This is a genomic window from Ralstonia sp. OTU4908 (assembly GCF_038440115.1).
Lineage (GTDB): Bacteria > Pseudomonadota > Gammaproteobacteria > Burkholderiales > Burkholderiaceae > Ralstonia > Ralstonia pickettii.
Genome location: NZ_JASATD010000019.1, coordinates 47,456 through 72,131, shown reverse-complemented (window position 1 = coordinate 72,131; position 24,676 = coordinate 47,456). Strand labels below are relative to the sequence as shown.

The window sequence follows — 24,676 nt, the reverse complement described above, 5'->3', positions numbered from 1 at the left end:
CAAGTCGTCAAAGAGGAAATCCGATGAAAACAAGCCGACGTCTGACGCAATTTGCAGGGGCCGCCATGCTGGCCGCAGCAACCCTGGCCGCCACCACCGCGCACGCTGATCAAGTTTCCGACATCAAGAAGAAGGGCGAACTTGTCTGCGGCGTGCTCGGCACCGACGAGCCGTTCAGCTTCCTGAAGGACCCGATGAGCCGCGAGATCGTCGGCTATGACGTCGACATGTGCGACGCCATCGCCAAGAGCCTGGGCGTCAAGCCCGTGCTCAAGCAACTGGCCGTGGCGGCGCGCCTGCCCGAACTGCAGCAAGGCCGCGTGGACCTGCTGGCCGCCTCGCTCACGCACAACAAGGAGCGCGAGGCGCAGATCGACTTCTCGGTGTCGACGTTCATCACCGGCCAGAAAGCCATGGTGAAGAAGAGCAGCGGCATCACGTCGCTCGCCCAGCTTGATGGCAAGAAGCTCCTGACGGTCAAGGGTTCGACCATGGAAGCCAACATTGCCAAGACCATCAAGAACGCCGACGTTGTCTCGTTCGACAACAGCCCGCAGGCACTGCTGGCCCTGCAGCAAGGCAAGGGCGTCGCGTACGTGAACGACGAAACCACCCTGATCGGCAACATGGCCAAGATGGGCCCGGCAGCCAAGGATTACGCGCTGCTGCCGCAAAACCTGTCGACCGAACACCTGGCGCTGGGCATCCGCAAGGGCGAGCCGGCCTTCAAGAAGCAGGTTGATGACGTGCTGCTCGGCATGGAAAAGAGCGGCGAGGCGCAAAAGCTGTTCGACAAGTGGTTTGGCCCGAACACCAAGATGGCCTTCCCGCAGCGCACCTTCAAGATTTCTACCGACAAGATCGATTAATCGCTACAGGTCGGGCCGCCCGGACCGGGTATCTAAACTGCGTCCGGGCGGTGAATTCCCATGCCCCAATTTGATTTGTCGATGCTGCTCTCGGGGCAGTATCACCAGTGGCTCGTCAGCGGTTTCTTCCTGTCGATCAAGCTCTCCGTACTGGCCTTCGTGCTGGCGCTGCCGCTTGCCATCACGGTCGCGCTGCTGCGCCTGGCGCCGGCTGCACCACTGCGCGGCATCGGCCAGACCTATGTCGAAGCCATCCGCAACGTGCCGCTGCTTGCCCACATGCTGTTCTGGTATTTCGGCGCGCCGCAGATCCTGCCGGAGTTCATCCGGGACTGGCTCTACAGCATGAACTACGAGGCCGCGAGCGCCGTCATTGCGCTCGTGCTCTACACGGCTGCATATATGGCGGAGGACATCCGCAGCGGCATCCGCTCGATTCCGAAGGAACAGCTTGAAGCCAGCCGCGCGCTCGGGCTCTCGTTCCTGCAGGCCATGCGGCTGGTGGTGCTGCCGCAATCGCTGCGCGTGACCGTCCCGCCGCTGGTCAGCCAAACGTTGAACCTGTGGAAGAACTCCAGCATCGCCATGGTCATCGGCGTGGCCGAATTGATGTACCAGGCGCAGCAGGTCGAGTCCGCCACCTTTCGCGGCTTTGAGGCGTTTGCGTTTGCCACCGCGGCCTATCTGACCATCTCGATTGCGATCACGGTGTTCTCCGCCTGGTATCAGCATCGCTACCCCGTCCGAACGCTGTAGCCATGCTCGATCTCATCCAAACCTACGGTATCTATTACCTGATCGGCCAGTACCCGAATGGGCCGCTGGGCGGTCTGGCGCTGACATTCCTGCTGGCGTCCGCCGGCCTTGTGCTCGCGCTGCCGGCGGGCATCATCCTTGGCCTGTGCCGCGTCAGCCCGATTGCCGCGCTGCGCTGGCCGGCCACGGCGCTCGTCTACGTGGTCCGCGGTACGCCGCTGCTGATGGTGATCTTCTGGGCGTATTTCCTGCTGCCCTCCGTTACTGGCCAGCGCACGGACCAGTTCAGCACCATGTTGACCGCGCTGGTGATTTTCGACGGCGCGTATCTGGCGGAGATCGTGCGTGCGGGCATCCAGGGGTTACCGCGCGGGCAGATGGAGAGTGCCCGCTCGCTCGGCCTGTCGTACATGCAGGCGATGCGCCGCGTGATCCTGCCGCAGGCGCTGCGCAACATGCTGCCTTCGCTGGTCAATCAGCTCGTGTCGACCATCAAGGAAACCTCGCTGGGTTATATCATCAGCCTGCCCGAGGTGTCGTTCGTGGCCGGGCAGATCAGCACCGCCGTGATGGTCAAGTCTGCCGAGGTGTACGGCCTGCTCGGCATCAGCTACTTCATCATGTGCTTTAGCCTGACGCGCGTGGCGTTTTACCTGGAGCGCCGCCTTGCCGCGCGTGCCCCGTCCAAACCATGAACATGATCACGATCGAACACGTCGACAAGTGGTACGGCGATTACCACGCGCTGGTCGACATCAACGAAACCGTTGCCAAGGGCGAAGTGGTGGTGGTGTGCGGGCCGTCGGGCTCGGGCAAGTCAACGCTCATCCGCACGCTGAACCGGCTCGAAGCCATTCAGAAAGGCCGCATCACCGTCAATGGGCAAGACGTGCGCGCGCACGGCGTCAACGTGAACGAGCTGCGCAGCGGCATCGGCTTCGTCTTCCAGCAGTTCAACCTGTTCCCGCACCTGACCGTCCTGCAGAACTGCACGCTCGCACCAGTGCAGCTCAAGCGCATGCTGCCGCAGGAAGCCAAGGACTTTGCGATGAGCCTGCTTGAACGCGTGGGCCTGCCGCACAAGGCCGGCGCCTACCCCGGCGAGCTGTCGGGCGGCCAGCAACAGCGCGTGGCCATCGCGCGCGCCCTGGCCATGAAGCCGCCGGTCATGCTGTTCGACGAGCCCACCTCCGCGCTGGACCCGGAGATGGTGAACGAGGTGCTGCTGGTCATGAAGGACCTCGCCCGTGACGGCATGACCATGGTGTGCGTCACGCACGAAATGGGTTTCGCCCGCGAGGTGGCCGACCGCGTCCTGTTCATGGACCAGGGACAGGTGCTGGAACGCGCCACGCCCGAAGATTTCTTCCAGCGCCCGCAGCACCCGCGTGCGCAGCGCTTCCTGGCCGACATCCGCTCGCCATGGAGCGAACCCGCCTGAACCTTCAGGCAGCAGGCGAAAAAAACGGGGGATTCAGTCCCCCGTTTGTTTTTTGATGCGCGGCGACGCGGCTTACTGAATGGCCTTGTCGTTCGGGTGCGCGTACAAGTCCTTCATGCCGGCCGTCATCGGGTAGTTCAGGTTCAGGCCCTTCGGCGGAATCGGCGACAGGAACCACTTCTTGTACAAGTCGTTCGCCTTGCCCGATTTCATCAGATCGGCAATCACGTCGTCGGCCACTTTCTTGAACGCCGGATCGTCCTTGCGCATCATGCAGGCGTAGGTTTCGGTCTGCAGCGGCGTGCCGGTGACCACCCAGTCGGCCTGGTTCTTGGCCTTGGTGCGCTCGCCGTACAGCAGCGGTTCGTCCATCACGAACGCCACGGCGCGGCCCGATTCCAGCGTCAGGAACGCCTGGCCGTGATCCTTGGCGAGGATCAGGTTCATCTTGTCGGCGTCCTTGGCTTCACCGTTCATCTTCTGCAGGATGCGGTCTTCGGTGGTGCCGGCGGTGGTCACCACGGTCTTGCCCTTCAGGTCGGGAAAGTCCTTGATGCCCGAGTCCTTCTTCACCAGCATCAACATGCCGTAGATGAAGATGTTGTTCGAGAACGCGACCTGCTTCTGGCGCTCGAGGTTGTTGGTGGTGGAGCCGCACTCGAAATCGATCGTCCCGTTCTGCAGCAGCGAAATGCGGTTCTGCGACGTGATCGGCGTGAGCTTGACCTGCAGCTTCTTGCCCACTGCCTTTTCCACGCCGGCAACGATCATGTTGGAGATTTCTTGCGAATAGCCGGTGATGGTGTTCGCGTCAGCCTGGTACGAGAACGGAATCGACGACTCGCGATAGCCCACCGAGATCACGCCCGATTGCTTGATCTTGGCCAGCGTATCGGTTGACTGCGCCTGCGCACAGGTCGACAGCGCCGCCAGCGCACCGGCCGCAGCCAGCGTCAGGCCACACAGAATCCGTTTGGTCGATTGCAAGGTCTTCATGCTTCCCCTCCTATGGGTGTGTTCGCTCCAGACTACTTTGGTTACCAATGGGCGCGGGCCAGAGGCACATCATCAAGCCTGCACGCTTGGTCTTTGAATCTCGTTCTGAATCTCGTATCTCGTTCTTGTGTCACGCGGCCAGCGCATAGGGCACTGGGGAAATCGCGGGCTTGCGGCCGGCAATCAGGTCGGTCAACAAGCCTGCGCTGCCGAGCGCCAGCGTAAAGCCCAACGCCCCGTGACCAACGTTCAACCACAGTCCCTCCACCGGCGACGCACCGATCACGGGCACGCCCGTTGGCGTTGCAGGCCGCATGCCAGCCCACGGCGCCGCATCGGCACCCGCGTCATTGGCGCGCATGGCACCCGGAAACAGCGCGCGGGTTTCGTCATACAACGTCTGGGCGCGGCGCGTATCCAGCGCCGTTGACCAGCCCACCAGATCCGCCATGCCCGCCACACGCAGCGTCTGCCCAATGCGGGCGTAGACGATCTTGCGCGCGGCATCCGTCACGCTGATCACCGGGGCAACATCGCCCTCCCCCAGCGGCAGGCTGATGCTGTAACCCTTGAGCGGATAGAGCCCGGGGTCGATGCGCAACGGGCTGAGCAGCCTGGCGCTGGTCACGCCCGCTGCCATCACCACCGCATCGGCGGCAATCTGCTCGCCATCGGCCAGTTCTAGACCGCGCACACGGCGGCCTTCGGTCCACAACGCGTCAACGCCGGTATTGAAGCGCAGCATCACGTTCGGCATCGCGCGCAGCCGGTTGAACAAGCCGACGCAAAGCTGGTGGCAATCGGCCACGTCTTCGTCGGGCGTATAGATGGCGCCGACAATCTGGTCACGCACGCCGGCAAGCGCGGGCTCGTGGGCCACCGTTTCGTCGGCGGACAATGCATGCTGCTCGCAGCCGAGCGTCGCCTGATAGCCGACCTGCGCGCGGGCCGATTCAAACGCCGCAGCCTCGCGATGCACCACCAGCTTGCCGCGGCGCGCAAAGCTGAACGCCAGATCCGGCGACACCTCCCGCAACGCTTCCATGCGTGCGCGGCTGTAGAACGACAGCGCAAGCAGCTCGCGCGTGGTGCGGTCGGCACGGTCACGATTGCAGGCCGCGATGAAGCGCAGCCCCCAGCGCAGCAACGCCGGGTCCAGCGATGGCTTCAGCCGCAGCGGCGAATCGCCGCGCAGCAACCAGCCGGGCACGTGCGAAAGCACGCCGGGGCCGGCCAGCGGCGCCACATAGCTGTAGCTCAACTGGCCGCCGTTGGCGTAACTGGTGCCCTCGCCCGGGCCCGGATGGCGCTCGACCAGGGTGACCTGATGGCCTTCCTGAGCCAGCGCATAGGCCGTGCTGATGCCGATGATGCCGGCGCCGACTACTGCGATTTGCATGAAGAAGCTGCGTATTTTGGAATGTCGGTGCAGCTTAAGGAGCCCGGCGGGGGTTGGGCAAATGCGGAGTTGTTGGGAGGGATGTTGTGGAGCTATGGGCTTTTTTGGACTGGGTGGTCCATCCCCTGTTTCATCCCCTGCCGGGGCCGACTCACTTTCTTTGTCTTGCCAAAGAACGTCAGCTCAGAGCTCCAACCGTCGAGTAAAAAGCTCGGGACGCCGAGCTTAGAGCTCCGACCGTCGAGATCGGAGCTAAAAATCTTCGAGCAAAAAGCGCCGAGTGCCGAGCGCGAACCCTCACCCGTGGAGCAGGAAGCCCCGGGAGCCGGCCTCCAAGCCCCGATGACCGGGCAAAAAGCGTCATGGTGTTGCCGCAAAAAGCAGCAGTCGCCAAGCAAAAAGCCTCGCGGCTGGCGCTTGGAGCGCGGTGCGCGAGACTTGAAGGGTCATGCACGGGGGTTGATGCGTCGCTGGCTTGGCTCCAGACGGCGGCAGAGGCTGTCAGCCAGCCTTACTGCAACATGAATGTCTCGTACTCCAGCCGATCCAGCTTCCGATCGAGGATCACCAGGCTGGCCATCACCACCAGCAGCAGCGACACGGCAAATCCGTATCCATACCAGGCCGGGCCGAGCTGCAACGTAATCCAGGTCAGCACGCCGTTGAGGGCCACAAACGCCGCCGTCAGTGCCAGCACCACGCGGCGCCGGTCGAGGTAGAAGAAGATGTTCACCACGCCCAGGAACACCACCTGCAAGCTCGCGGCAATGGTGTCGACGTACAGCAGCGGCAGGTACAGCTCGGAAATCTGCAGCGCGCGCAGCACCGAGGCGCCCACGGCGAACAGCACCAGCGCGGCCATGGCCTGGATCTTCACGATCTCGTACAGGCCCGCGCGAATGGTCTGCACCATCGTGTTGCGCATGTCTTCGATGTGCTCGAGCGATGCGCCGCCGCGCACGGCATCGTAGAACGCGTCGTAGTACTCGACAAAGTCCGTCTCGATGCGCACCAGGAACACGGCCATGCCGGGAATGATGCCGAGGTATGCAAGAAACACCGGAATGTCGTAGATGACCGACGCGTTCAGCGGGCCGATCACCTGCTGGCCCGTGCCCGGCGCATACCAGAACATGAACTTATCGAGCCAGATGCCGAGGTTGTACAGCAGCCCGATCAGCATGAGCGACGGATACGCGAATCGCCGGTCGAACACCTCGAACGACAGGAAACGCCGCCCGCTGAAGTTGCGGTAGATAAGCGCCGCCATGCCGATCAGCAGGCAAAGCTGCCCCGTCACGAACCCCGCCAGCAGCCCTTCCAGCCCCAGCCGGTTGAACAGCAGCGCCAACAGCACGGTGAGCGTGTAGCCGATCAGGAAGATCCACACGATCGCCTTGTACTGCTTCATGCCCGACAGGAAGATCACGGCGATCCAGATATTGGCCATGACCACGAAACCGGCCAGCATCAGCAACCGGTAGATGGCCGACTGCTGCGGGAACGCAAAGAGGATGACAAGCAGACCCAATCCGCCCGCCACCAGCGTCATCACGAGCGACACGGCGTGGTAGTTGGGCAGGATCAGGTCGTCGCGCTTCTCGAACAGGCGGTCGGACGTAAAGCGCGTGAACGCCAACTGCAGCGGCCCCGTGAGGATCAGGCTGACCGCAATCAGATAGGTGACCGACACCTGGAACTGCGTGATGAGCGAGCCCGGAACCACGAACGGCAGGCTCAGGATACCGATCAGCAGAATCCCGACGATGGAGAGAATCCACGGCCCCGAGCTGATGATGCCGGCGTAGGTATAGGCGCGCAGCAGCCCGAGCAGGCTGTCGCGCTTGAGCATCTTGCGCAGCTCAAAACCAATGCCGGCCATCAGCGGGCTCCCTCATGTGGCTTGTTCTGCTGGGCGAGGTGCGGGCAGGCTGCCGCAGCGGCAGAGGCAGCATTGGCACCGTGCTCGGTACTCAGATCGGGCAACGTCTGCAGGCGCGTATAAAGCTCGCGGTAGCTGCCGACCATCATCTCTTGCGTGTAGTAGCGCTCGACGCGCGCGATGCCGGCTGCCTGTGCTGCATGCCAGCGCGTTTCATCACGCAGCAGCGTCAGCACTTCGGCGGCCAGGGCGGCCGGGTCGGCAATGCGCACCACGGCACCGGCCGCGCCCAATGCCGCGTCTTCGCCCTCCAGGCCGAACAGGAGCTGCCGGCACGAACCCACATCCGTCGTGACAGACGGCACGCCCGCGGCAAACCCTTCCAGCACTACCAACGGCAGCGCCTCGCTGATGGAACTCAGCACCAGTACGCCCACTTTCGGCAGGATGTCGTCGATCTTCTGGAAGCCCAGGAACTTGATGCGGTCGCCCAGCCCGAGGCTCTCCGCCAGGCTGTGGCATTCCTGCGCGTATTCCGGATCTTCGTCTTCCGGGCCGGCAATCCAGCCCTCCGCATCGGGCATCTCGCGCGTGATGGTCAGCATCGCGCGGATGAAGGTCTTCACGTCCTTGATGGGTACCACCCGGCCGATCAGGCACATCACGCGCGGCACGCTGGCCTGCCGCTTCTCGCGCAGCGGGGCCAGGCGCGGCAGGTTGATGCCATTCGGGATGCTGCGCGTCTTCTCGGCCGGCGCGCCGTCAATGACCTGCCGCTGCCGGTTGCCTTCGTACAGCGCGACGATGTCTTCGGCCGCGTCGTAGCAGACCCGGCCCATGGTCTCGAAAAAGCGCACCCACAGATCGCGGAAGTAGCTGATCTGCGCGATGTCCTTCTCGAAGATGCTGCGGTTGTCACGAATCCACTGGCTCTGGAACAGGTCGATCTTGCGTTCCTTGGTGTAGATGCCGTGTTCCGATACCAGCAGCGGCCGCCCGCGCCTGTAGCGCAGCAGCGCGCCCAGGAACCCCGCATAACCGGTCGAAATGGTGTGGAACACCTTCACCGGGATGAGGTTCTCCGCAATGCGCACAAGCTGCCACAACGGCTTGTGCATGATGCGCACGGTCCAGAAGTAATCGGTGAACGACGGGTCGGTGCAGTAACGCCGGTAGTAGTCCGTCATCATGTCCCACGCGCGGTGGCTGTAGAGGAACTGCTCCTCGGCCAGCGGGCCATCGTCGCGCAGGTCGGCAATCGACGCGCGGATCAACTCGGCCGTCTCTGCCTTGTTTGCCGGATTGCGCAACGCGTCGTGCAGCTTGCGCGAGCGCTCGAACGCGGCGGCATCGCCACCACTGGCCTGCACCAGCGGCGGCGGCGGAAAGTCGTACAGGTAGTGGCACTCCAGGTGCACCACGTTGTCGGGAATGGCGTAGACGGGCTTGCCGTAATCCTCCCGGCGGCTGCCGATGAAGACGACGGCAAAGCGGATATCCGGAAACGCCCGGATCATCTGGTTGACCCAGCTCGACACCCCGCCGCTCACATAGGGAAAGGTCCCTTCAAGCAGCAGCGCGACGTCGGCAGACTGGGCGCGCGGAAATTGGTCGTTGCTCATGATGTCCAGTAGCGCAACAGCGGCCGCAGCAACGGCAGCGGAGACCGGCTGGAGAACTGCGCCAGCGCCGCACGGGCGCCGGCATAGTCGCGGCGCAGGTAGCAGGCTTCGGCCAGCGGCGGCAGCAGGCGGTCACGCGGGAAGCCGAGGGATTCAGCGCGGCGCAGGTGAGATTCGGCCACATCGGGCTCGCGGCGCGACAGGGCAAGGCGGCCACGCATGTACCACAGCGCGGCGTTGTCGGGCTGGATGTCGAGCGCCGCGCTGGCATAGCGTTCGACCTGTTCGGCGGTGTAGCGGTACACGTCGCCCTGCACCAGGTTCTGGTAGATCAGTTCCCAGTACAGGTCGGCCAGGCGCTTGTTGATGTCGTAGCGGGCCTCGGGCGTGGTGGCTTCTTCCAGGCGCGGCAGCTCGGCCAGGATCTTTTGCGTGAGCACCTTTTCGGCGTTGTCGAGCATGCCGTAGGCCAGCAGGCGGATGTCGTCCACCGGATCAGCCAGCAGGTCGCGCAGCACGGGGCTGGCCGTACGCGTGGGCATGGACTGCATGGCCACCAGCGCGGTCATGCGGCTCTGCACCGGGGCGCGCTCGTTGCTGAGCTGCGCGCGCAGCCGCGCCCCGCCGCCGTGCGTCACGCGCGAGATCAAGTGCGCCACGAACACCGGCAGGCCAACCTCGGCGATGTCCTTGTCGTCTTCGGGCTTGGGAAAGAGCTTACCCAGCAGCAAGCTGCCGAGCACCAGCAGGCACCCCGCCACCGGCACGAAAAAGCACAGCGCGGTCAGGTAGCCGTACGTCCATACAAAGGGCACGCGATAACGGCGCGGCAGCAAGCGCCACGCAGCCAAGCCGATCAGCGCCGCGGCGGTGCCCTGCAACATCAGGCACGACAGCAGCAGCGCCAGGCTGTTGCCGGCGTGCAGTGCCATCACCACTGCCGCAATCTGGGCCGAGATGCCGCCGAGCGTGAGCTTAAACATGATCGATCCGCATGGCCTTTGCGCCCCTATGCATCGAGATGACAGCGCGTGAGGAAGCGCTGCAGCGCCTCGCCGGGGTGCTCGCCCGTCACGTGCAGCGTCTGCACGGTGATGTGCCCGCCCTCGAAATCGACGCCGAACTGCGCGCGCAGGCTGTCTTCAATGCGCACCAGATAGGCCGACACGGCGCCGGCGCCCGACAGCGGCATCAGCGTGATGATGGCGCGGCGGCTCTTGCCGCTGGCCTGCCACACCACATCCAGCGCGCGGCGGCTGCGCACCACGCTCTCGAACAACGCATCGCTGGCCTCGTCCTTGTCAAAGATGAGCGCCACCACCGACGAGTCGATACCCGTGTCGCGATGCAGACGCGCCAGCCGGCCGAGGTCGAGCGCGAACTCGTACGGCGCGTCGGGCACGAGATCGAGGATCTCCGAGCTGACGGTGAGGTGGCGCACGCCGTCGGCGTAGTAGCCGAGCAGCACGAGCAGGAACTGCAGGTTCTCGAACGACAGCGAGAGGAACGGCATCTGGTGTACGACCACCAGCCCGATCAACTCGTCCGCCCCCGACAGCACGGGCGCGCACGCCACGTAGCGCGAGCTGTCTTCCGTGCGCAGCTCGGGCGCCTGCGGGTGGCCCAGCGTGTGGGTGTCGATGCAATGGCGGATCAACGGATCATCGGCAACGATGTCGAACGGCGCGCCCACGCGGGCCACCGGTTCGGTATCGATGCGGTTGCCTGTCACACGCACCATGGCGGCCACTTCAAGCTGGCAGGCCTGCGCCGTCCATTGCAGGAACGGCTCGGCACCGGGCAATTGCGCCACGTCAGGCGCGTTCTCGGCGCTGCTGTGCTCCCGTGCGGCCAGCGCGATATTGCGCAGCTGCGTAAGCGTGTCGCGCAGCGTGGTGGGCTTGGCCAGCAGGTCGTTCTCCAGGCGCTCGTGCGACAGGCGCAGCAGGAAGTGGTTTTTGGTGAGCGCGGCCAACCGGTCGTTCAGGTAGCCATTGACGGTGCGGGCGCGTGACAACCGCGCGCCCCAGATGTCGCCGTACTGCCCCCCAATCAACACGAGCATCAGGCCGCCCAGAAAGTACATGCGCGGGAAGCTGGCGGCAGCGGCCGTCTGTCCGTAGAACACGGCCCAGGCGCCCAGCACGACCAGCGCGGCAAGTGCGCCGAGCAGCGTGCCGTAGCGCAGCGCCAGGATGAGCGGCACCAGCCACATCCACGGAAAACCGTAGCCGAGCAGCAGCGGGTTGTCGGGCACGAACAGCCACACGATGCCGATGGCCGCCACCGCAGCACCCAGCGTTTCGAGCACGGCGCTCGGGCTCGACACAGCGGGAGCAATCAGGCGCCCGTACCAGGTCGAGGCGCCAATGCCCTGCGCGTTGCGCCGGCGCTCATTCCGCCCGCCCTGGGCGCGCGCATCGGCGCCGGGGCGGCCGGCCGACTGCGCAGAACTTGCCGACTCGGTCTTCATCAGCCCCGGCCCAGCGGCGAGAGCAGCTCGCGCAGCAGCTTCTGCGCCACCGCCGACACGGCATCGCGGCTCCAGCCGGTGCGGCTGCCCGCTGCGCTCCAGATCACGTTGCCGGACTGCACGTCAATCACTTGCAGCGTGATGCCCACCGCGGGCTCGCCATCCACGCCGACCTTGTAGCGCCACTCGTCCACGGCGCCGGTCAGCGCGTAGCGGGCTTTCTCGCCGCGCGCCCAATCCAGCGCGCGCGATACGGCCTCGCGCTCGGCGGGCTCGAACAGCGATTCGCTGTTCAGGTTGGCCGGATATTGCTTCAGGTTGGAGAAGCCGCGCGCCTTGAGGATGCTGGCCGCGATCGTCTCGGCACGCAGGCCCGCCTGCGGCGTTTCGGTGTAGTTGACGATGGGCAGCACGACCCACGCATCCGACGCACTGGTTGCCGGCGCACGCGCGCTGTCGACCACCGCGCAGGCAGACAACGCCAGCGCCGCACCAACGCCCGCTGCCAGCGCCAGCCAGCGCCGGCGGCCAGCTTTCATCGTGTTGATCAAGGGTGTCATCGCGTTCTCCCTGGAGTCTTCCGTTGTGTGCTTCATGTCGTTCTTTCCCCGTTGCATTGTTCTTGCTTGTCAGTAAAGCCAGCGGTAGCGCAGACCGATCTCCGTCAGCGGCGATGTACCCGCGCGCGTAATCGACTGGTGTTCGATGTACAGCGCCAGGTGGTCGTTGCCGAATACGCTGCCGGCCACGCCAAGCTGGGCCTGCACACCCCACCCTTCGCGGTTGTCATGCAGCATGCCTGCATCCATGAAGGGCCGCCAGGCGCGCGTATAGCGGTCCAGATAATCCGTGCCGAAGCCAAACAGCATGCCAAACTGGTTGAACGAACGCGGCATGATCTGGTCGACGTCCAGTGCAGCGCCCGAAGGAAGGAGGCGCGCCATCAAGGGGCTGACCGTGCCCGTCGCGTTGTAGCGCGCGACGGTACCGACCACGCGGACCGTGTAGTCCGGATATTCCACCCGGAAGCGGTGGCCGATTTCGCCATCGAACACCATGCCGCTGCCGAGGAACGAGCGATCCTGCCCGTAGAAACGGTTTCCTTCCACGCGAGCGCGCACGTATTCGTTCTGCGTCACCCGCCAATTGTTGCCGATCGAAAAAAGATCCTTCACGCCGCCCACACGCAGTTGCGGCGTTTCATTGGCCGGCTGGTTGCGACCGATCGACAGTTCCGTGCCCACTGGCCCAACCTGCCCAAGCAGACCATCCAGCCGGAACGCGTAAATTGAGGCCAGCCCCTGGCGCCAACCCACCGTGCCCTTCCACTGCGCGTTCTGCGTCTGGTACTGCGAGATCCAATCCACCTGCCGGTCCTGCGCAGGCACGCCGGTCAACTGCGTGTCGTCGGTCGAGCGCTGGTTCCGTTGGGTGGCGCGCACGAGCATGCTGTAGTGATCGGTCAGGCGGATGCCAGCGGCGGCGCTGGTCTCGAAGTACGTGAGGGGCGCCTGCTTGAACCACGTCTCGCGTGGCTCCAACGCCTGTGCATTGGTCAGCAGCGTCTCCTGCACACGTTCGTGCAGCTGCTCGTCATCGGGCGCGGTGCTCAGCCCTTCAAACGACAACCGCTGCGCCTCGCCGAGGCGGTCCGTCATCACATTCGCATCGATGCGGTTGTAGAGCGGAATACGGTCAGGCGTGTCGTCCAGCAAGCGGTTGAGCGTCTGCAGATCGCGCTCGGCCAGGGCGATGGAAATCTCGGCATAGGCCGGGCGCGTCATGCGGCGCGTGTACTGCTGCAGCAGCCACGCGCGCGCCAGATCGTTCGCCTCCTGAGACAGCGCCCAGCCCAGCGCCGCTTCCTTGGCCACGGCAGAGACAAGCTGGTCGCTCACGCGGGCGTTCTTGCGCTTGTCGGTGGGAAGCTGCGGCGGCTCGGGCGGCAACGTATCGATATCGCCCAACTCGGACTTATCGATCGCCGAGCGGCCACCTTCGCGGGCCAGCTTCGTCGCGCGGCGATCATCGCGCAGCAATTCGATCAGCAGACGCTGCGACAGGTCGCCAGAGCCAAAGGTTTGAGCCAGTGAGACGCGCCGGGCACGCAATTCCGCACGGGCATCTTCTTCCAGCGGTGCCGCATCGGCATCGCCCACCGCGACGCGTGTGCCTGCGCGGCGGCCCGTTGGCAGCTTGGTCTTGCCGCTACCTGTCGAATCTTCCGCACGCCACAGCAGCCACCACGCCTCGCGGCGCAGCGCCCAGGCAGCATCGGCCTGACCGGCCATTTCGCGAGCGTCGGCATAGGCCAGCAGCCAGAGCGGATCGGTCTGCATCGACTTGCTCTGGCGGCCCAGGAAGCGCAGCGCCAGGTTGGCGTCGAACAGCTGCAGGCCGGCGGCAGCGTAGGCTCCCCAATATGCGGAATCGTTTTCGGCCTCGCCACGCCAAAGCGCCAATGCGCGTTTCAGCTCGGCGTTCTGCCCGGAATCCAGCAGGCCCCACAGGAAGGCGGCCTTCACATCGCTGCCCGCATCAGGCAGCGAGACAGCGCGCCGCAGGTCACGCATGGCGGCATCCCACTGGCCGCTCTGGCGGAAATACTCGGCGCGGGCGCCCAACACGCCGGCAGATTGCTCGGCCGCTTTGCGTTGTTCTGGCGTGAGCGAGGCCAGCAAACCGTCGATGCGTCGGAAGGCGCGCGCTCGCGTGTAGTAGTAGATGGCCTGCTGCAGGTGGACCATCGTGCCGTCTTTTCGGAAAGCGAGTTCAGCCAGGCGGCCAGCATCGATGGGGCTGGCGTCGTAGAAGTCGATCATCGTTGTCAGATCGTCTGGCTCGGCCCTGCCGCCGATCAACAACTGTCGATACGCCTCACGCGACAGATCGTCACGCTGGTTCAGGCGCGCGAGCTGGGCGAAGGTCCGCCAGTAAAGGTCGTCGGTGGGCGACGCCACTTTGCTGGCGACCTCCATGGCAGAGAGCGCCTGCGCGAACTGCCCGCGCACGTACAGGATGTTCGCCAGCTTGAGCGCGTACTGCGGGTTGGGGCCGAACTCCTTCTGCAGACGGGCGTAGGTGTCGTAGGCCTGATCATCTTTGCCGGCGCGCTCGGCCAGATTGGCATAGCGCTCCAGCACCACTTGCCGATGCGGCCCGTGCGCGATGCTGTTCAGATACGCCAGCCCTTGCACGGGTTCGCCCAGGCGCTCGTATGCCGCGATAACCTGGTCGAGCAGCTTCATGTCGCCCGGGTTGCGGCTTGCCTGGTAGCGCAACGCTGCCAGATAGGCGTGGTCTTCATTGAGCGCGGGCGCCAGACGCAACACATGGTGCCAGGCGGCATCATCCCCAGTGGACTGCGCATACGCCAGCCAGTAGTTCAGCGCCGCCATCGGTTGCCGGTTCCACTCAGCCACTTGCGCGGCACGTTCGGTCCAGATTTTCAGATCGGGGCGTTGACGCACAGCGGCCTCGGCCACGCGCATGGCGTCGTTCAGATTGCCGCTGCCCATGAAAACCTGGAATGCGAGGTCGTAATCTTCCGCATTGAATGGCGCAATCCCACGTGCGATCGCCTGTGCGCCAGATGGCTGCGCAGACGAAGCAGCATCGCCAGCCTTGTCCTGTTTATCAGCCACCGGGCGAATGCGCGCAGCGTAGCGCTGGCGACGCGCCAGACCTTCCGGGCCGTCCATGAACACCAGGTCTGCCGGACTTGGCAACGGCTCAGGCCGGCCGGCGAATGCCCAGTCATGCCGGCCGACGCCGGAGGCCAAGGCAACACGCTCCTGCGCCTGATACCTGGACAGCCGCAGCAGGCGGCGCGCGTATTGGTCTGCCAGATCCGGCCGATTGCATGCCATCGCCAGGCGCGTGAGAAAGCGCAGCGTTTCGGTATCGTCGATCAGCGGGCCAACGCGGCGCTGCGCTTCCGTCATGGCATCGTCAAGCAGGTTGCCGGACTGCAATGCCTTCAACCCTGCGATGAAGTAGCGGCGCTGTTCGTCGAGCGAGGTGGCTGTGGCCTGCGCGGCAAAGTTGGCAGCCGCAGCGGCGCGGTATTCGCCCACGCCCAGTGCGATCTCGGCAGTACGCGCCTGCCATTGCGCGGCACGCGCCACGTCCTGTTTAGCCAGGCGTTGATAGAACTGGACAGCAATCGCGCCCTGGTCCAAGCCACGCGACTTGGCGGCGAGCATCTCCAGTTCGGCCGCGGTCCAGCGATAGTCCAGCGCCTGCTTGAGCAGGCCACGCAGGTCAAGCAGCATGGCGGCGCGTTGGGGATCGTTCGGTTGCAGCGCGTATGCGCGTTGCTCTCGGATCGCGATGTCAAGCAGCAGCGCTTCACGGTCGAGCGTCTTGTCGTGCAGCGCACGCATGCGAGCAACCATGGCTTCGGCTTCCGGCAAGCGGCCGGTGCGAACGTACTGTGCGGCCAGCACGCTCAGGAACTCGCCATCGTTCGGACGCACGCGCAGCCAGGCTTCCAGGTAGGCCACCGACAGCGCATCGACCTTGCCGCCCTCCAGCAAGCGCGCCTCAAGGCGCTCGCGGGGGAACATCAAGGCGAGCGCAAGCCCGATCAGTGCACCCAGGGTACCGATCAGCCAGGCTGGCAGCAGCCGTTCACGCGGAGTCAGGTCAGCAGACCACATCGATACGTTGGTAGGTCACGGTTTGCGCTGCAGCTCCTGTCAGATCAACGCGTACGGTGTTGTCTTGTGCGCGGGCGGTGCCCGCCGGGTTGCCATTGACCTTCACGCGGCAGGCTCCCGCGTTGGCCAGACGAACAAACGGCTTGTAGTAGCCACCGGCCTCGAAACTCAACGCATTTCCGTTTCGTGCGAAGTTGCGCACGAAGGCTGCGGCTTCCGCAATGTATGCGGGCTTCGCCGATTCTGCTTCAGGTGCGAGCGTAAAGCGTGCGGCTCCATCATCGAGATGGATATAGATACCGCCCGCCGCCTTGTCATACCCGACCACCCCCCGCGCATCCGCCATGCGCGGCGTACCGCGGGCCATCCAGCGCAGTTCGCGCAGGTCGCCATCACCACGCACCACCCAGGTATTGTCATCCCCGACTTCCCGGGCGATGGCCATGCTGCGGAAGTCCAGCACCTTCGCCACGTACTCGGTCGAATAGATCGGGAACACGGGCTGCGCTAGCGCGTAGTCATAGACCTTCTTCAAGGCCTTGAGCGAAGCAAGCTTGGTGCCCGAATACATGTGGTAATAGATGTTGATTGGCTTGAAACGATACGGCGTGTCGGTCAATTGCAGCGTTTCAATCAGCCGATCAAAACCATAGAACGGCCCAGTCCAGTCATTGGTATAGACGTTCTCGTTCTGGTTTGGCGCGAATACCTGGTAAGCCCCGGGCCCCTTGTCGATGCCGAGCGGCGCAATCTCCGTCCATGATGGCGAGCTGCGCGTGATGGTGGTATCGCCGCCGTTCAGGTTGAGCACGCCTGCATCCCACGTCATGCGCACGGCAATCTCCGGCGGCTGGCAGTCGCCTGACCATTGCAGGATCTTGACGCGCTTGCCGGGCGGTGCCAGGCGCTCGTTGATGTAGTTGATGGAGCCCGAGATCTCGCGGTCGAGACTGAACTTGTATCCCGGGATGGACAGCGCGAATGCAGTGTCCCCGCCCCCCTTGTCCGCACCGGGCCCTTCCTTCGCGCGGTCTCCCGCAGCGCCGGGCACCGTGCGGCTCCAATCAAACGGGTGCGAATAGGTATGCGTGCCCAGTTCGACGTACGGCAACGCAAACATCTGACGCGCAATTGCTTCCAGGCGCGGCGTCAGCTTCGGGTAGAGGCCGCTTGCGCCGACCTCGCCCTCGATCACCGAGAGCGTTGTCGGGATGCGGTACTTCTCCCAGACGTCCTGCAGGAGCACTTCGCCGGAATACTCGGGGCCTGGAAACTCGGCGCGCGAGGCAAAGCCGTCGCCGTCCACGTGCACGAGCATGAGCCGGCGGCCGTTTTCAGAGGTCACATCGGGGATCGGCATGTCAGGCAGCGCAAGTGCGCGGCGCAGAAATTCGATCGGCTGGACCACCCAGCGCGCCTGCTCAACGGTGTCCATCGAGAACACCGCGTACGGATTCAGTACATAGCCGCCCCAATCGGTAATGGCTGCGGCATCAAACTCAAAGTTGCCCGACTTCAGCCGCAGCAGCGACTGTCCGTTCGCGCTCACCTTGATCGGCTGGGCTTCACGGCGCTCCGGTTGCGGCGCCATCTCAAAACCCATCATCCTGTCTTGCGACACCACCGAAAGCGGCCCGTTGGCACGGCCACGCACAAGCTGCAGCTTGAACATGTCGGCCATGCTGCCGTCAACCGGCAGACCAAACTGGTTCAGAAAGGCGATACGTACGCCGTCATGAATGCGTTGCCGTACCCAAGACGACAGCGCCGCCACCTGCTTGATCGGACTGGTGTTCACCCACACCACCACGCCGGCGTAGCGGTCGGGCGGTACAGAAGCGGGCAGCGTCTTGTTGATGTCGGCGTACTCGACGTCGTAGCCAAGGAAATTGAGCGGCGTGGCCACGAAGCGCACGCCCTCGCTGGTGTCAATGGTCGTGCGCGGGTCACGATCCTGGAGGATCAACACCTTGCGCGGCAACACCTCGATGCGCCCTACACCAATGGTCGACAAGTCCGGATCGGTGACATACGGCACCACGCCCTGCGCCTTGATGCGCTTGGCGGTATCGCGCGCACAGGCCCGGTCGGCCGGCGGACAGTAGTCGATGGCGATGACGGGGAGGTGGTACTCGTCGCGAATCTTGCGGACCTGGCCCATCAGCCACGCGCGGTCGGCGTCGCTCACTTCCTTGTATTGCTTGGCGCCCTGGTCCCAGCCTCGATACAGCGATTCAAACGCCACCGCATACGCTTGGTCATGCACCTGCGGCAGGATCTCAAACCCGCGGTTGAAGATCAGCTTGGCGTCCGGATAGCGCGCCTTGATCGCCCGAATGACCCGCACCATGCCGGCTTCCTGCGCCGCACGCGAGGCGTCATCCTTGGCCACCAGCTGATACGAGTCGAGCGTATCGAGGAAAAAGCCGCGGTAGCCCTTGTCCCACAGCGGCTTGATGACGTGTTCGACATAAAACGCCGGCCACTCGGGCTGCGTCTGGTCCACCACGCGCGACGCCCACGCCTCGTTGCGGCCGAGCAGCCAGGTCTTGGGCAGATCCTTGTACCAACTACGCTGCGGCGTGACTTCGCCCACGCTCACGTAGGCGTACCACTGCGTCTTTGGCGTCTTGAACTGCGATGGATCAAACCCGTGGTCAGGCTCCACCACGACCGCATCGAACGCGCGCAACTGCGCCACGGGCGGTTTGTCGCCGTAGAACCACGCGATGTTCGGCGCGTTGACCGAAACTGAAGCTGTTACCCCTGACGCCCCGGAGCCGGTGGTGGCAGGCGCTTGTTGAGCAAGCGTCACACAAGGCATCGAAACGGTGGCGGCCAAAAGAAGCCCAGCCCACCGTGCGATCGTCCCTGCCGTATTCCCCCGTTTCCCCCCGGTGCGCCGCTGTAAACGGCTGAGAACCCACATGAACTGGCACTCCGCTATGCAACTATGTGCATCAATTGGGCCGATCTGCGCCGGCACTGAAGATCGGCGCCTGTGATGCCGCCGTTCGGAACTGCTATTTTTCTTCACGGTTGCCGCCCGCAAACGCAGGCCCCGCAAGGCATCCCGAGACAATGTGTCCGAAGGTGAAGTATCGCCGATGCCATGGGTACACGGCAAACCACATTTTTGATGACCGGGTACCCCCCTCGGACATAAACAATTGTTTGAGATCACCCGCGCACGCCGTGGTTTGACAAAGCGATTGGGGCTGCACCATGATCAGCCGAAGCCACATTTCACGCGCCCGAGCAGTTGTCGCTGCGCAACGACGCGACTTGCCCGGACGGCCCCCGCCATCATGTCCGCCCTCCTCCTTGCCCTGCTGATCCTGATCAGCGCCTTTTTTTCCGCTTCCGAAATCGCCCTCACGGCATCGCGGCGCACGCGTCTGCAAACCTTGGCCGACGACGGCGACACCCGCGCCCTGCGCGTGCTGCAGCTCAAGGACATGCCTGGCAACTTCTTCACAGTGGTGCAGATCGGGGTAAACGCGGTGGCCATCCTGGCCGGTGTCATCGGCGACAGCCAGATCTCGGGGCCGCTGGCCGCGGGGCTGAGTGACTGGCTGCCGGCTGCCCGCGCCGAACGTATCGGCAGCATCGCCGGCTTCGTCATCGTGACGGGGCTGTTCATTCTATTTGCCGATCTGCTGCCCAAGCGCCTGGCCGTGCTTTACCCCGAGCGCTGTGCAATGTCGATCATCGGCCCGATGCAGTCGTGCTTGCGCGTGTTGCGGCCGGTGGTATGGCTGTTCAACGGCGCGGCCGACATGTTCCTCAAGCTGTTTGGCGTACCGACGCACCGCGTCGACCAGATCACCACGGAAGACATCGCCGCCATGGTGGGCGCGGGCGCGCAAGCCGGCGTGCTGCGCAAGCACGAGCTGGCGATGATCGAAAACGTGTTCGAGCTGGAATCGCGCACCATCACCTCTGTGATGACCGTGCGCGACGAGGTGATCTACTTCACGGTGGACGAGCCGGTGGAGTCAATCAAGATGAAGATCATCGCGCAGCCGCACGCGGAATACCTCGTCTGCCGCGAAGACATCGACTCGGTGCTCGGCTTCATTGCGTCCAAGGACATCCTGCAGCAGATCCTGTCGGAAGAGTCCTCCGCCGTGATCCGCAACATCAGCAAGCATTACGACAAGAACCTGCTCGTACTGCCGGACACGCTCAACCTGTCACAGGCACTCACGCGCTTTCGCGAGATGCACGAGCGCTTTGGCGCGGTGGTCAACGAATACGGACTGGTGGTGGGTGTGGTGACGCTCGACGACATTGTCGGCGCGGTAATGGGCGACATCCTGCACCTGGGCGAAGACGAGCAGATCGTGCGCCGCGATGACGGCTCCTGCCTGATCGACGGTGTCACGCCGCTGGGCGACGTGAAACGCGCCTTCGACCTCGACGACCTGCCCGGCGAACACCACGTCGAAACGCTTGCCGGGCTGGTCATCTACGCGCTCAAGCGCATCCCCAAGAAAAGCGAGACCGTCGATATCGGGCCACTGCATATTGAAGTGCTCGACATCGACAACCACCGGATCGATCAGTTGCTGGTGTCGCGGCGCATCGACCCGCCGGCAGCGGTCACGTCTTCGGCTTCGTGAGCGGCAAATACTTCCTTGGCGGCAAACATGCCGTTGAGTGCCGCCGGAAAACCCGCGTATAGCGCCATCTGCAGGATCGTCTCGGTGATCTCCTGGCGTGTCAGCCCCACGTTGAGCCCTGCCGCAATGTGCACCTTCAACTGCGGTGCCGCGTTGCCCAGCGCCGTGAGCGCGGCAATGGTGGCGATCTCGCGCTCACGCAGCGTCAGCCCCGGGCGGCTATAGACGTCGCCAAAGCCGAACTCGACGACGTAGCGGCCGAGGTCGGGCGAAATGTCGGCCAAGGCCTCGACCACACGCTCGCCGGCCACATCATCGACTTCCTTGAGTTTTTGCCAGCCCCGCGCGTAGCGATCGTCCTGCAGGTTGGCGTGGTTTGCGGCTTGTGCGGTGTGGGTGGTCGGGGTCATGCGCGTCCTCGTTCGGTTGGCGTTTTGGCTTGCGCTTCGATTTGGAAGATGAGGAAGCAGAGCCCTTGGCGCCTTCCGCGCCTCCCGTGCCTTCCGCGGCTTCAATCCGTGCCCGGATGCCGTCGTAGACAACGAGTTTGACGCGCAGCACGGCCAGCGTCTCGGCCCGCGCGCGCAGCTCCGCTTCCAGCGCCGCCGCATGCAACTCCAGCAGGCGTTGGCGCGCCGACACACTGTCCAGACTGTCGCCCTGCCGCCGCAGCGCGGCGTACGCCTGCATCTGCGCGATCGGCATGCCGGTATCGCGCAGGCGCAGCAGGAACTCCAGCCACGTCATGTCTTCGGCACGGAAGACACGATGGCCGTTATCGCGCCGCTGCACGCTGTCGAGCAGGCCGATGCGCTCGTAATAGCGCAGCGTATGCGTCGACAGGCCGGTGGCTTCTGCAACCTGGGCGATGGTCAGGAATGTGGTCATGAACGGAGCTTAGAAGTTAGAGCGCACTCTAAGTCAAGCGACTGTACGCGAATTATTCCGGGCCGCCCAAAACAAAGCGCCGGCCCCTTTTCGGAGGCCGGCGCCTGGTGTGCAGAAAAAACGGCAGGCTGCCGCTGATCAGCCGCCCACGCCGTATGCGCTCTTGTCCTGCAGCTTCGGACGGTGGTCGCGTTTCTTTTTCTTCTTGTGATGGTGAGCCTTCTTCTCGCCTGCGGCCGGTGCCGATGCCGCAGGCGCCGGCGCGGCGGCAGGCGCAGCGGGGGCCGGGGCAACCGGAGCGGAAGCCTGCGCAAATGCGCCGGCGCTGAAGACTGCAGCCACAAGGGCAGCCAGGAGCTTGTTCATCGTGTTGTCCTTATCGAAGAGAATGGTTTATGGCGCGTTCCGGTACTGGATGGAGCGTGACCCAATCCGCTCCCGCACCTGCTGTCAATGCGCGGCCCGATATCGGAATGACCCGGAATGACCCGCACATCACCATGCAGTGTGGAGTAGGCGCCAGCGGTTGTCCACCCGAAGCCTGACGGTACGCCAATGAGCACGCCGGAGCCTTGATGTGTCGCAACCCATCGCAAGCAACAGCAGAGGCGGCAAAACCCACCTTGTTACGCGCGCTTACACCGTGGGCAGAACGCTTACAAACGGCGGTCAGCGCGTGCGCAATGTCAGGCGTTTTTGGAGGCATGGATCGCAAATGGGACGAGATCCATGTATCTGGAGTCCCAACATCCCGCTTGAATCTGATTAAGGAGTCTCACATGAAAGTCGCTCAATCCCTGGCCGCTCTGATCGTTGCTGGTGCCTTCGCAGCCCCCGTGTTCGCGGCTGGCACCGCCTCCGCACCGGCCGCCGCACCTGCACCGGCCGCGACCGCTGCAGCGACGACCACCGATGCCGCTTCGGCACCGAAGGCTGAAGCCAAGCACGAGAAGAAGCACGCTCACAAGAAGGCCCACAAGGCTGCAGCCAAGTCGGAAGCCAAGACCGACGCCGCTTCGGCACCGAAGGCCGCTGCGCCCGCCAAGCAATAAGGCAGTCGCGCCATGAAAAACGCCGGGACATTCCCGGCGTTTTTTTTGTCTGCTTGGCAGTGCATCAATGCAGATGCGGCAGACGCTTCGTGCCTTCGATCTGCACGGCTTGCAGTTCATGCGGCTTGAGGCCCAGCTCGCTCAGGATGGTCGGCGCGATCTGATTGGTATCGACGCGCTCGTCCACGATGCCAGCGTTGACACCCGCCCCCCACACCACGATCGGCACATGGCGATTTTCGGGACGGAAGCCGCCGTGCTCGGCGATCTTCGATAGCTTGCTGCCAGCCCACACCGTGCCCTGCTGCGCGATACCGACGACATCCGGAACGCGATCATCGCTGGGCTTCGCGCCAAAGAAGTCAGCCACCTCCTCGCCCACCACGAAGCGGCTCGCGCCGGCTTGCGTAAAGGGCTTGGCGACGGCATTGCCCGCCGCATCCGAACCCAGCCCTGTACCCGAGTAGCCCAGCAGGAACTGCTTCGTAAAGTGCAGTGCGGCCGGTGAGCGGTCGTTCAACCACAGCAGAATGCCGTCGTCGTCCATCGCGTGCGCAACGAGATGCGGCTTGGTCGCGTCCTTGCACGTCGCGGCGTACTTTTCCCATGCGCAGTTGAGCGCGTCGATCATGTCGCCGTCGTTGATGATGGTGAGGTCTGCACGGCTGTTAGGTGACTGGCCGTGCTTGGCCGACACGATCACCACCGTGTTGGATGGGTCGGCCGCCTTGACCAGCTCGCCCAGCTTGTTGTCGACGAAGGTGAGCGCGCTTTGCAGGACCACGCCCGGCACCGTGCCACTGTTGGTGTAGCCACCCAGGCCACCCGACACCTTGTTGGCAGTGTTGGATGGGTCCGGGTAATACGCCGACTTGTTCAGCTTCTGTGCGGTCGACACAGCCTGGAAGTTCATGCCAAGAATGGCAGGCACGCCCGGCGTGCCGTTGCCGGCGTGGTCGTGACCCTTGAGCCAGTTCAACACGGCCTGCACCTTGAAGCTGTCGTAACGCTGCGTGTTTGTGTTGTCTTTCGTCCAGTCGGCGCCGGGCCCGGCCGGCAGCGACGGGTCGGTCACGGAGCTGTTGATCTCGGGCGCGAACAGGTCGTCGATACCCTGGCCACTCGGTCCGTTGAGGATTTCGTACGCGGCATGCTTGTCCGACCATGCCGTATGCAGGCCGTGCTTGCGCGCCACTTCGAATACCGTGTTGACCTTCAGATACTGGTGCGGATACACCGGCGCGCAGGTGACGGGCGATACCGGTAGAAGCGCCGGATCGATCAGGTCCAGCGCGCGGCCCGTCAGTTGCGAGATCTTCGAAAGATCGGCATACAGGCCCGGGATGCCCTGGCCGCTGTCGAGGCGGTTCGGGTCTTTCGCGATGACCTCGGCATAGAAAACTTCAGCACCCGGCTTGGTGGTGTGGCAGTTGGCGGCCGTCGTGCCGGCCGGAAGCAGGCCGCGGCTGTAAGCGTCGTCGTAGTAGATGCCGGTGGTCTTGGGGTTGCCGCCAGTCACCTGGCCGACCATGCCCGGAAACGAGTCCGACGGGAACGGTGTGCGCGCATTGCGGTAGCTCACGCCCTGGCGCACGAGGCGCGCCAGCGTGGAACCCGGATGGTTGCCGACGTACCAGTCAAGATCGGACTGATGCAAGCCATCGACCGAGATCAGCAGGACATGCTTGGCGTGCGCGTGGCGCGCATCATCGTCATCGGCGTACGCGTGTGTAGACAGACCACATGCCAGCGTGGAAAGCACGGCAACAGCAAGAGTTTTCTGGGGGGACACGGGTTTCTCCTCTGGATTGCCGCCATCAGGCGGCCCGGTCACGCTAGCCTCGTTGTATGTCCGCGCGGCGACCCACCCGTGTCGCTTGCATGACAAATGTAACGTCGGCCCGCCGGCGGGATGAGCCAACGTTTGCACCATCATCAACCGTTCGGGCGGTTCCACTAGAATGGCGTGCCCGTCGTTCCATCCGATCGCTTTTCTCTCCAGTTCCGTTCGC

At 64.1% G+C, this 24,676-nt stretch carries 19 protein-coding genes; 6 read left to right on the top strand and 13 right to left on the bottom strand.

Going from position 1 to position 24,676, the window contains the following annotated elements; genetic code table 11:
- Nucleotides 1-23: 23 nt before the first annotated feature.
- Genes AAHM38_RS16755 through AAHM38_RS16740 form a run of 4 tightly spaced genes read left to right on the top strand, consistent with a single transcriptional unit; the run spans nt 24 to nt 3,066 of the window.
- Nucleotides 24-869, top strand: a complete 846-nt coding sequence (locus AAHM38_RS16755) for an ABC transporter substrate-binding protein (protein WP_116575383.1) — start codon at nt 24-26, stop codon at nt 867-869.
- A gap of 60 nt (nt 870-929) precedes the next feature.
- Nucleotides 930-1,625 carry an amino acid ABC transporter permease gene (locus tag AAHM38_RS16750; RefSeq protein WP_116575384.1) on the top strand — a complete coding sequence of 232 codons (696 nt, stop codon included), beginning with the start codon at nt 930-932 and terminating at the stop codon, nt 1,623-1,625.
- Nucleotides 1,626-1,627: 2 nt separating this feature from the next.
- On the top strand, nt 1,628-2,320 hold the full coding sequence (locus AAHM38_RS16745) for an amino acid ABC transporter permease (protein ID WP_004631147.1): 693 nt from the start codon (nt 1,628-1,630) through the stop codon (nt 2,318-2,320).
- Nucleotides 2,317-3,066 carry an amino acid ABC transporter ATP-binding protein gene (locus tag AAHM38_RS16740; protein WP_115341709.1) on the top strand — a complete coding sequence of 250 codons (750 nt, stop codon included), beginning with the start codon at nt 2,317-2,319 and terminating at the stop codon, nt 3,064-3,066. Before AAHM38_RS16745 ends, AAHM38_RS16740 begins: the two co-directional genes overlap by 4 nt.
- Nucleotides 3,067-3,138: 72 nt before the next feature.
- Here the strand turns inward: AAHM38_RS16740 and AAHM38_RS16735 are convergent, their stop codons facing one another.
- The 9 genes from AAHM38_RS16735 to AAHM38_RS16695 form a co-directional block, all read right to left on the bottom strand.
- Nucleotides 3,139-4,062: a glutamate/aspartate ABC transporter substrate-binding protein gene (locus AAHM38_RS16735; RefSeq protein WP_116575385.1), complete on the bottom strand. Its 924-nt coding sequence runs from the start codon at nt 4,060-4,062 to the stop codon at nt 3,139-3,141.
- A 130-nt stretch (nt 4,063-4,192) separates the two neighbouring features.
- Nucleotides 4,193-5,461, bottom strand: coding sequence for a D-amino acid dehydrogenase (locus AAHM38_RS16730; RefSeq protein ID WP_116575386.1), 1,269 nt, complete (start codon nt 5,459-5,461; stop codon nt 4,193-4,195).
- Between the two features lie 511 nt (nt 5,462-5,972).
- The gene (pelG, locus tag AAHM38_RS16725; protein ID WP_012762467.1) at nt 5,973-7,343 is read right to left on the bottom strand and encodes an exopolysaccharide Pel transporter PelG; all 1,371 of its coding nucleotides are present in this window, start codon (nt 7,341-7,343) and stop codon (nt 5,973-5,975) included.
- Nucleotides 7,343-8,965, bottom strand: a complete 1,623-nt coding sequence (pelF, locus tag AAHM38_RS16720) for a GT4 family glycosyltransferase PelF (protein WP_116575387.1) — start codon at nt 8,963-8,965, stop codon at nt 7,343-7,345. Before pelF ends, pelG begins: the two co-directional genes overlap by 1 nt.
- The gene (locus AAHM38_RS16715; RefSeq protein ID WP_012762469.1) at nt 8,962-9,948 is read right to left on the bottom strand and encodes a tetratricopeptide repeat protein; all 987 of its coding nucleotides are present in this window, start codon (nt 9,946-9,948) and stop codon (nt 8,962-8,964) included. The genes pelF and AAHM38_RS16715 overlap by 4 nt, the downstream gene beginning before the upstream one ends.
- Before the next feature lie 26 nt (nt 9,949-9,974).
- On the bottom strand, nt 9,975-11,438 hold the full coding sequence (locus tag AAHM38_RS16710) for a PelD GGDEF domain-containing protein (protein WP_037028331.1): 1,464 nt from the start codon (nt 11,436-11,438) through the stop codon (nt 9,975-9,977).
- Nucleotides 11,438-11,998, bottom strand: coding sequence for a hypothetical protein (locus AAHM38_RS16705; protein ID WP_012762470.1), 561 nt, complete (start codon nt 11,996-11,998; stop codon nt 11,438-11,440). Before AAHM38_RS16705 ends, AAHM38_RS16710 begins: the two co-directional genes overlap by 1 nt.
- A gap of 69 nt (nt 11,999-12,067) precedes the next feature.
- On the bottom strand, nt 12,068-16,099 hold the full coding sequence (locus AAHM38_RS16700; protein WP_116575388.1) for a tetratricopeptide repeat protein: 4,032 nt from the start codon (nt 16,097-16,099) through the stop codon (nt 12,068-12,070).
- Nucleotides 16,086-18,923, bottom strand: coding sequence for a bifunctional glycoside hydrolase 114/ polysaccharide deacetylase family protein (locus AAHM38_RS16695; protein WP_116575389.1), 2,838 nt, complete (start codon nt 18,921-18,923; stop codon nt 16,086-16,088). The genes AAHM38_RS16700 and AAHM38_RS16695 overlap by 14 nt, the downstream gene beginning before the upstream one ends.
- A gap of 484 nt (nt 18,924-19,407) precedes the next feature.
- Here AAHM38_RS16695 and AAHM38_RS16690 point away from each other — a divergent pair, with 484 nt between their 5' ends.
- Nucleotides 19,408-20,724 carry a hemolysin family protein gene (locus AAHM38_RS16690; protein ID WP_116575390.1) on the top strand — a complete coding sequence of 439 codons (1,317 nt, stop codon included), beginning with the start codon at nt 19,408-19,410 and terminating at the stop codon, nt 20,722-20,724.
- Here AAHM38_RS16690 and AAHM38_RS16685 read toward each other — a convergent pair.
- The 3 genes from AAHM38_RS16685 to AAHM38_RS16675 form a co-directional block, all read right to left on the bottom strand.
- On the bottom strand, nt 20,664-21,134 hold the full coding sequence (locus AAHM38_RS16685) for a carboxymuconolactone decarboxylase family protein (protein WP_049779103.1): 471 nt from the start codon (nt 21,132-21,134) through the stop codon (nt 20,664-20,666). The genes AAHM38_RS16690 and AAHM38_RS16685 overlap by 61 nt on opposite strands.
- Nucleotides 21,037-21,612 (bottom strand): MerR family transcriptional regulator, encoded by a 576-nt coding sequence (locus AAHM38_RS16680; protein WP_116575391.1) that lies wholly within the window; start codon nt 21,610-21,612, stop codon nt 21,037-21,039. The genes AAHM38_RS16685 and AAHM38_RS16680 overlap by 98 nt, the downstream gene beginning before the upstream one ends.
- Before the next feature lie 138 nt (nt 21,613-21,750).
- Nucleotides 21,751-21,978: a hypothetical protein gene (locus AAHM38_RS16675; protein WP_012762475.1), complete on the bottom strand. Its 228-nt coding sequence runs from the start codon at nt 21,976-21,978 to the stop codon at nt 21,751-21,753.
- Nucleotides 21,979-22,391: 413 nt separating this feature from the next.
- Here AAHM38_RS16675 and AAHM38_RS16670 point away from each other — a divergent pair, with 413 nt between their 5' ends.
- Nucleotides 22,392-22,664 (top strand): hypothetical protein, encoded by a 273-nt coding sequence (locus AAHM38_RS16670; protein WP_004631175.1) that lies wholly within the window; start codon nt 22,392-22,394, stop codon nt 22,662-22,664.
- 64 nt (nt 22,665-22,728) lie between these two features.
- On the opposite strand, the gene AAHM38_RS16665 is transcribed toward AAHM38_RS16670, so the two are convergent.
- Nucleotides 22,729-24,456, bottom strand: coding sequence for an alkaline phosphatase family protein (locus tag AAHM38_RS16665; protein WP_116575392.1), 1,728 nt, complete (start codon nt 24,454-24,456; stop codon nt 22,729-22,731).
- Nucleotides 24,457-24,676 lie beyond the last annotated feature (220 nt).

Bases quoted from the DNA above. Each gene is read 5' to 3' on its own strand.
- AAHM38_RS16755 (WP_116575383.1), top strand. From the start codon at position 24: ATGAAAACAAGCCGACGTCTGACGCAATTTGCAGGGGCCGCCATGCTG.
- AAHM38_RS16750 (WP_116575384.1), top strand. From the start codon at position 930: ATGCCCCAATTTGATTTGTCGATGCTGCTCTCGGGGCAGTATCACCAG.
- AAHM38_RS16745 (WP_004631147.1), top strand. From the start codon at position 1,628: ATGCTCGATCTCATCCAAACCTACGGTATCTATTACCTGATCGGCCAG.
- AAHM38_RS16740 (WP_115341709.1), top strand. From the start codon at position 2,317: ATGAACATGATCACGATCGAACACGTCGACAAGTGGTACGGCGATTAC.
- AAHM38_RS16735 (WP_116575385.1), bottom strand. From the start codon at position 4,062: ATGAAGACCTTGCAATCGACCAAACGGATTCTGTGTGGCCTGACGCTG.
- AAHM38_RS16730 (WP_116575386.1), bottom strand. From the start codon at position 5,461: ATGCAAATCGCAGTAGTCGGCGCCGGCATCATCGGCATCAGCACGGCC.
- pelG (WP_012762467.1), bottom strand. From the start codon at position 7,343: ATGGCCGGCATTGGTTTTGAGCTGCGCAAGATGCTCAAGCGCGACAGC.
- pelF (WP_116575387.1), bottom strand. From the start codon at position 8,965: ATGAGCAACGACCAATTTCCGCGCGCCCAGTCTGCCGACGTCGCGCTG.
- AAHM38_RS16715 (WP_012762469.1), bottom strand. From the start codon at position 9,948: ATGTTTAAGCTCACGCTCGGCGGCATCTCGGCCCAGATTGCGGCAGTG.
- AAHM38_RS16710 (WP_037028331.1), bottom strand. From the start codon at position 11,438: ATGAAGACCGAGTCGGCAAGTTCTGCGCAGTCGGCCGGCCGCCCCGGC.
- AAHM38_RS16705 (WP_012762470.1), bottom strand. From the start codon at position 11,998: ATGACACCCTTGATCAACACGATGAAAGCTGGCCGCCGGCGCTGGCTG.
- AAHM38_RS16700 (WP_116575388.1), bottom strand. From the start codon at position 16,099: ATGTGGTCTGCTGACCTGACTCCGCGTGAACGGCTGCTGCCAGCCTGG.
- AAHM38_RS16695 (WP_116575389.1), bottom strand. From the start codon at position 18,923: ATGCCTTGTGTGACGCTTGCTCAACAAGCGCCTGCCACCACCGGCTCC.
- AAHM38_RS16690 (WP_116575390.1), top strand. From the start codon at position 19,408: ATGTCCGCCCTCCTCCTTGCCCTGCTGATCCTGATCAGCGCCTTTTTT.
- AAHM38_RS16685 (WP_049779103.1), bottom strand. From the start codon at position 21,134: ATGACCCCGACCACCCACACCGCACAAGCCGCAAACCACGCCAACCTG.
- AAHM38_RS16680 (WP_116575391.1), bottom strand. From the start codon at position 21,612: ATGACCACATTCCTGACCATCGCCCAGGTTGCAGAAGCCACCGGCCTG.
- AAHM38_RS16675 (WP_012762475.1), bottom strand. From the start codon at position 21,978: ATGAACAAGCTCCTGGCTGCCCTTGTGGCTGCAGTCTTCAGCGCCGGC.
- AAHM38_RS16670 (WP_004631175.1), top strand. From the start codon at position 22,392: ATGAAAGTCGCTCAATCCCTGGCCGCTCTGATCGTTGCTGGTGCCTTC.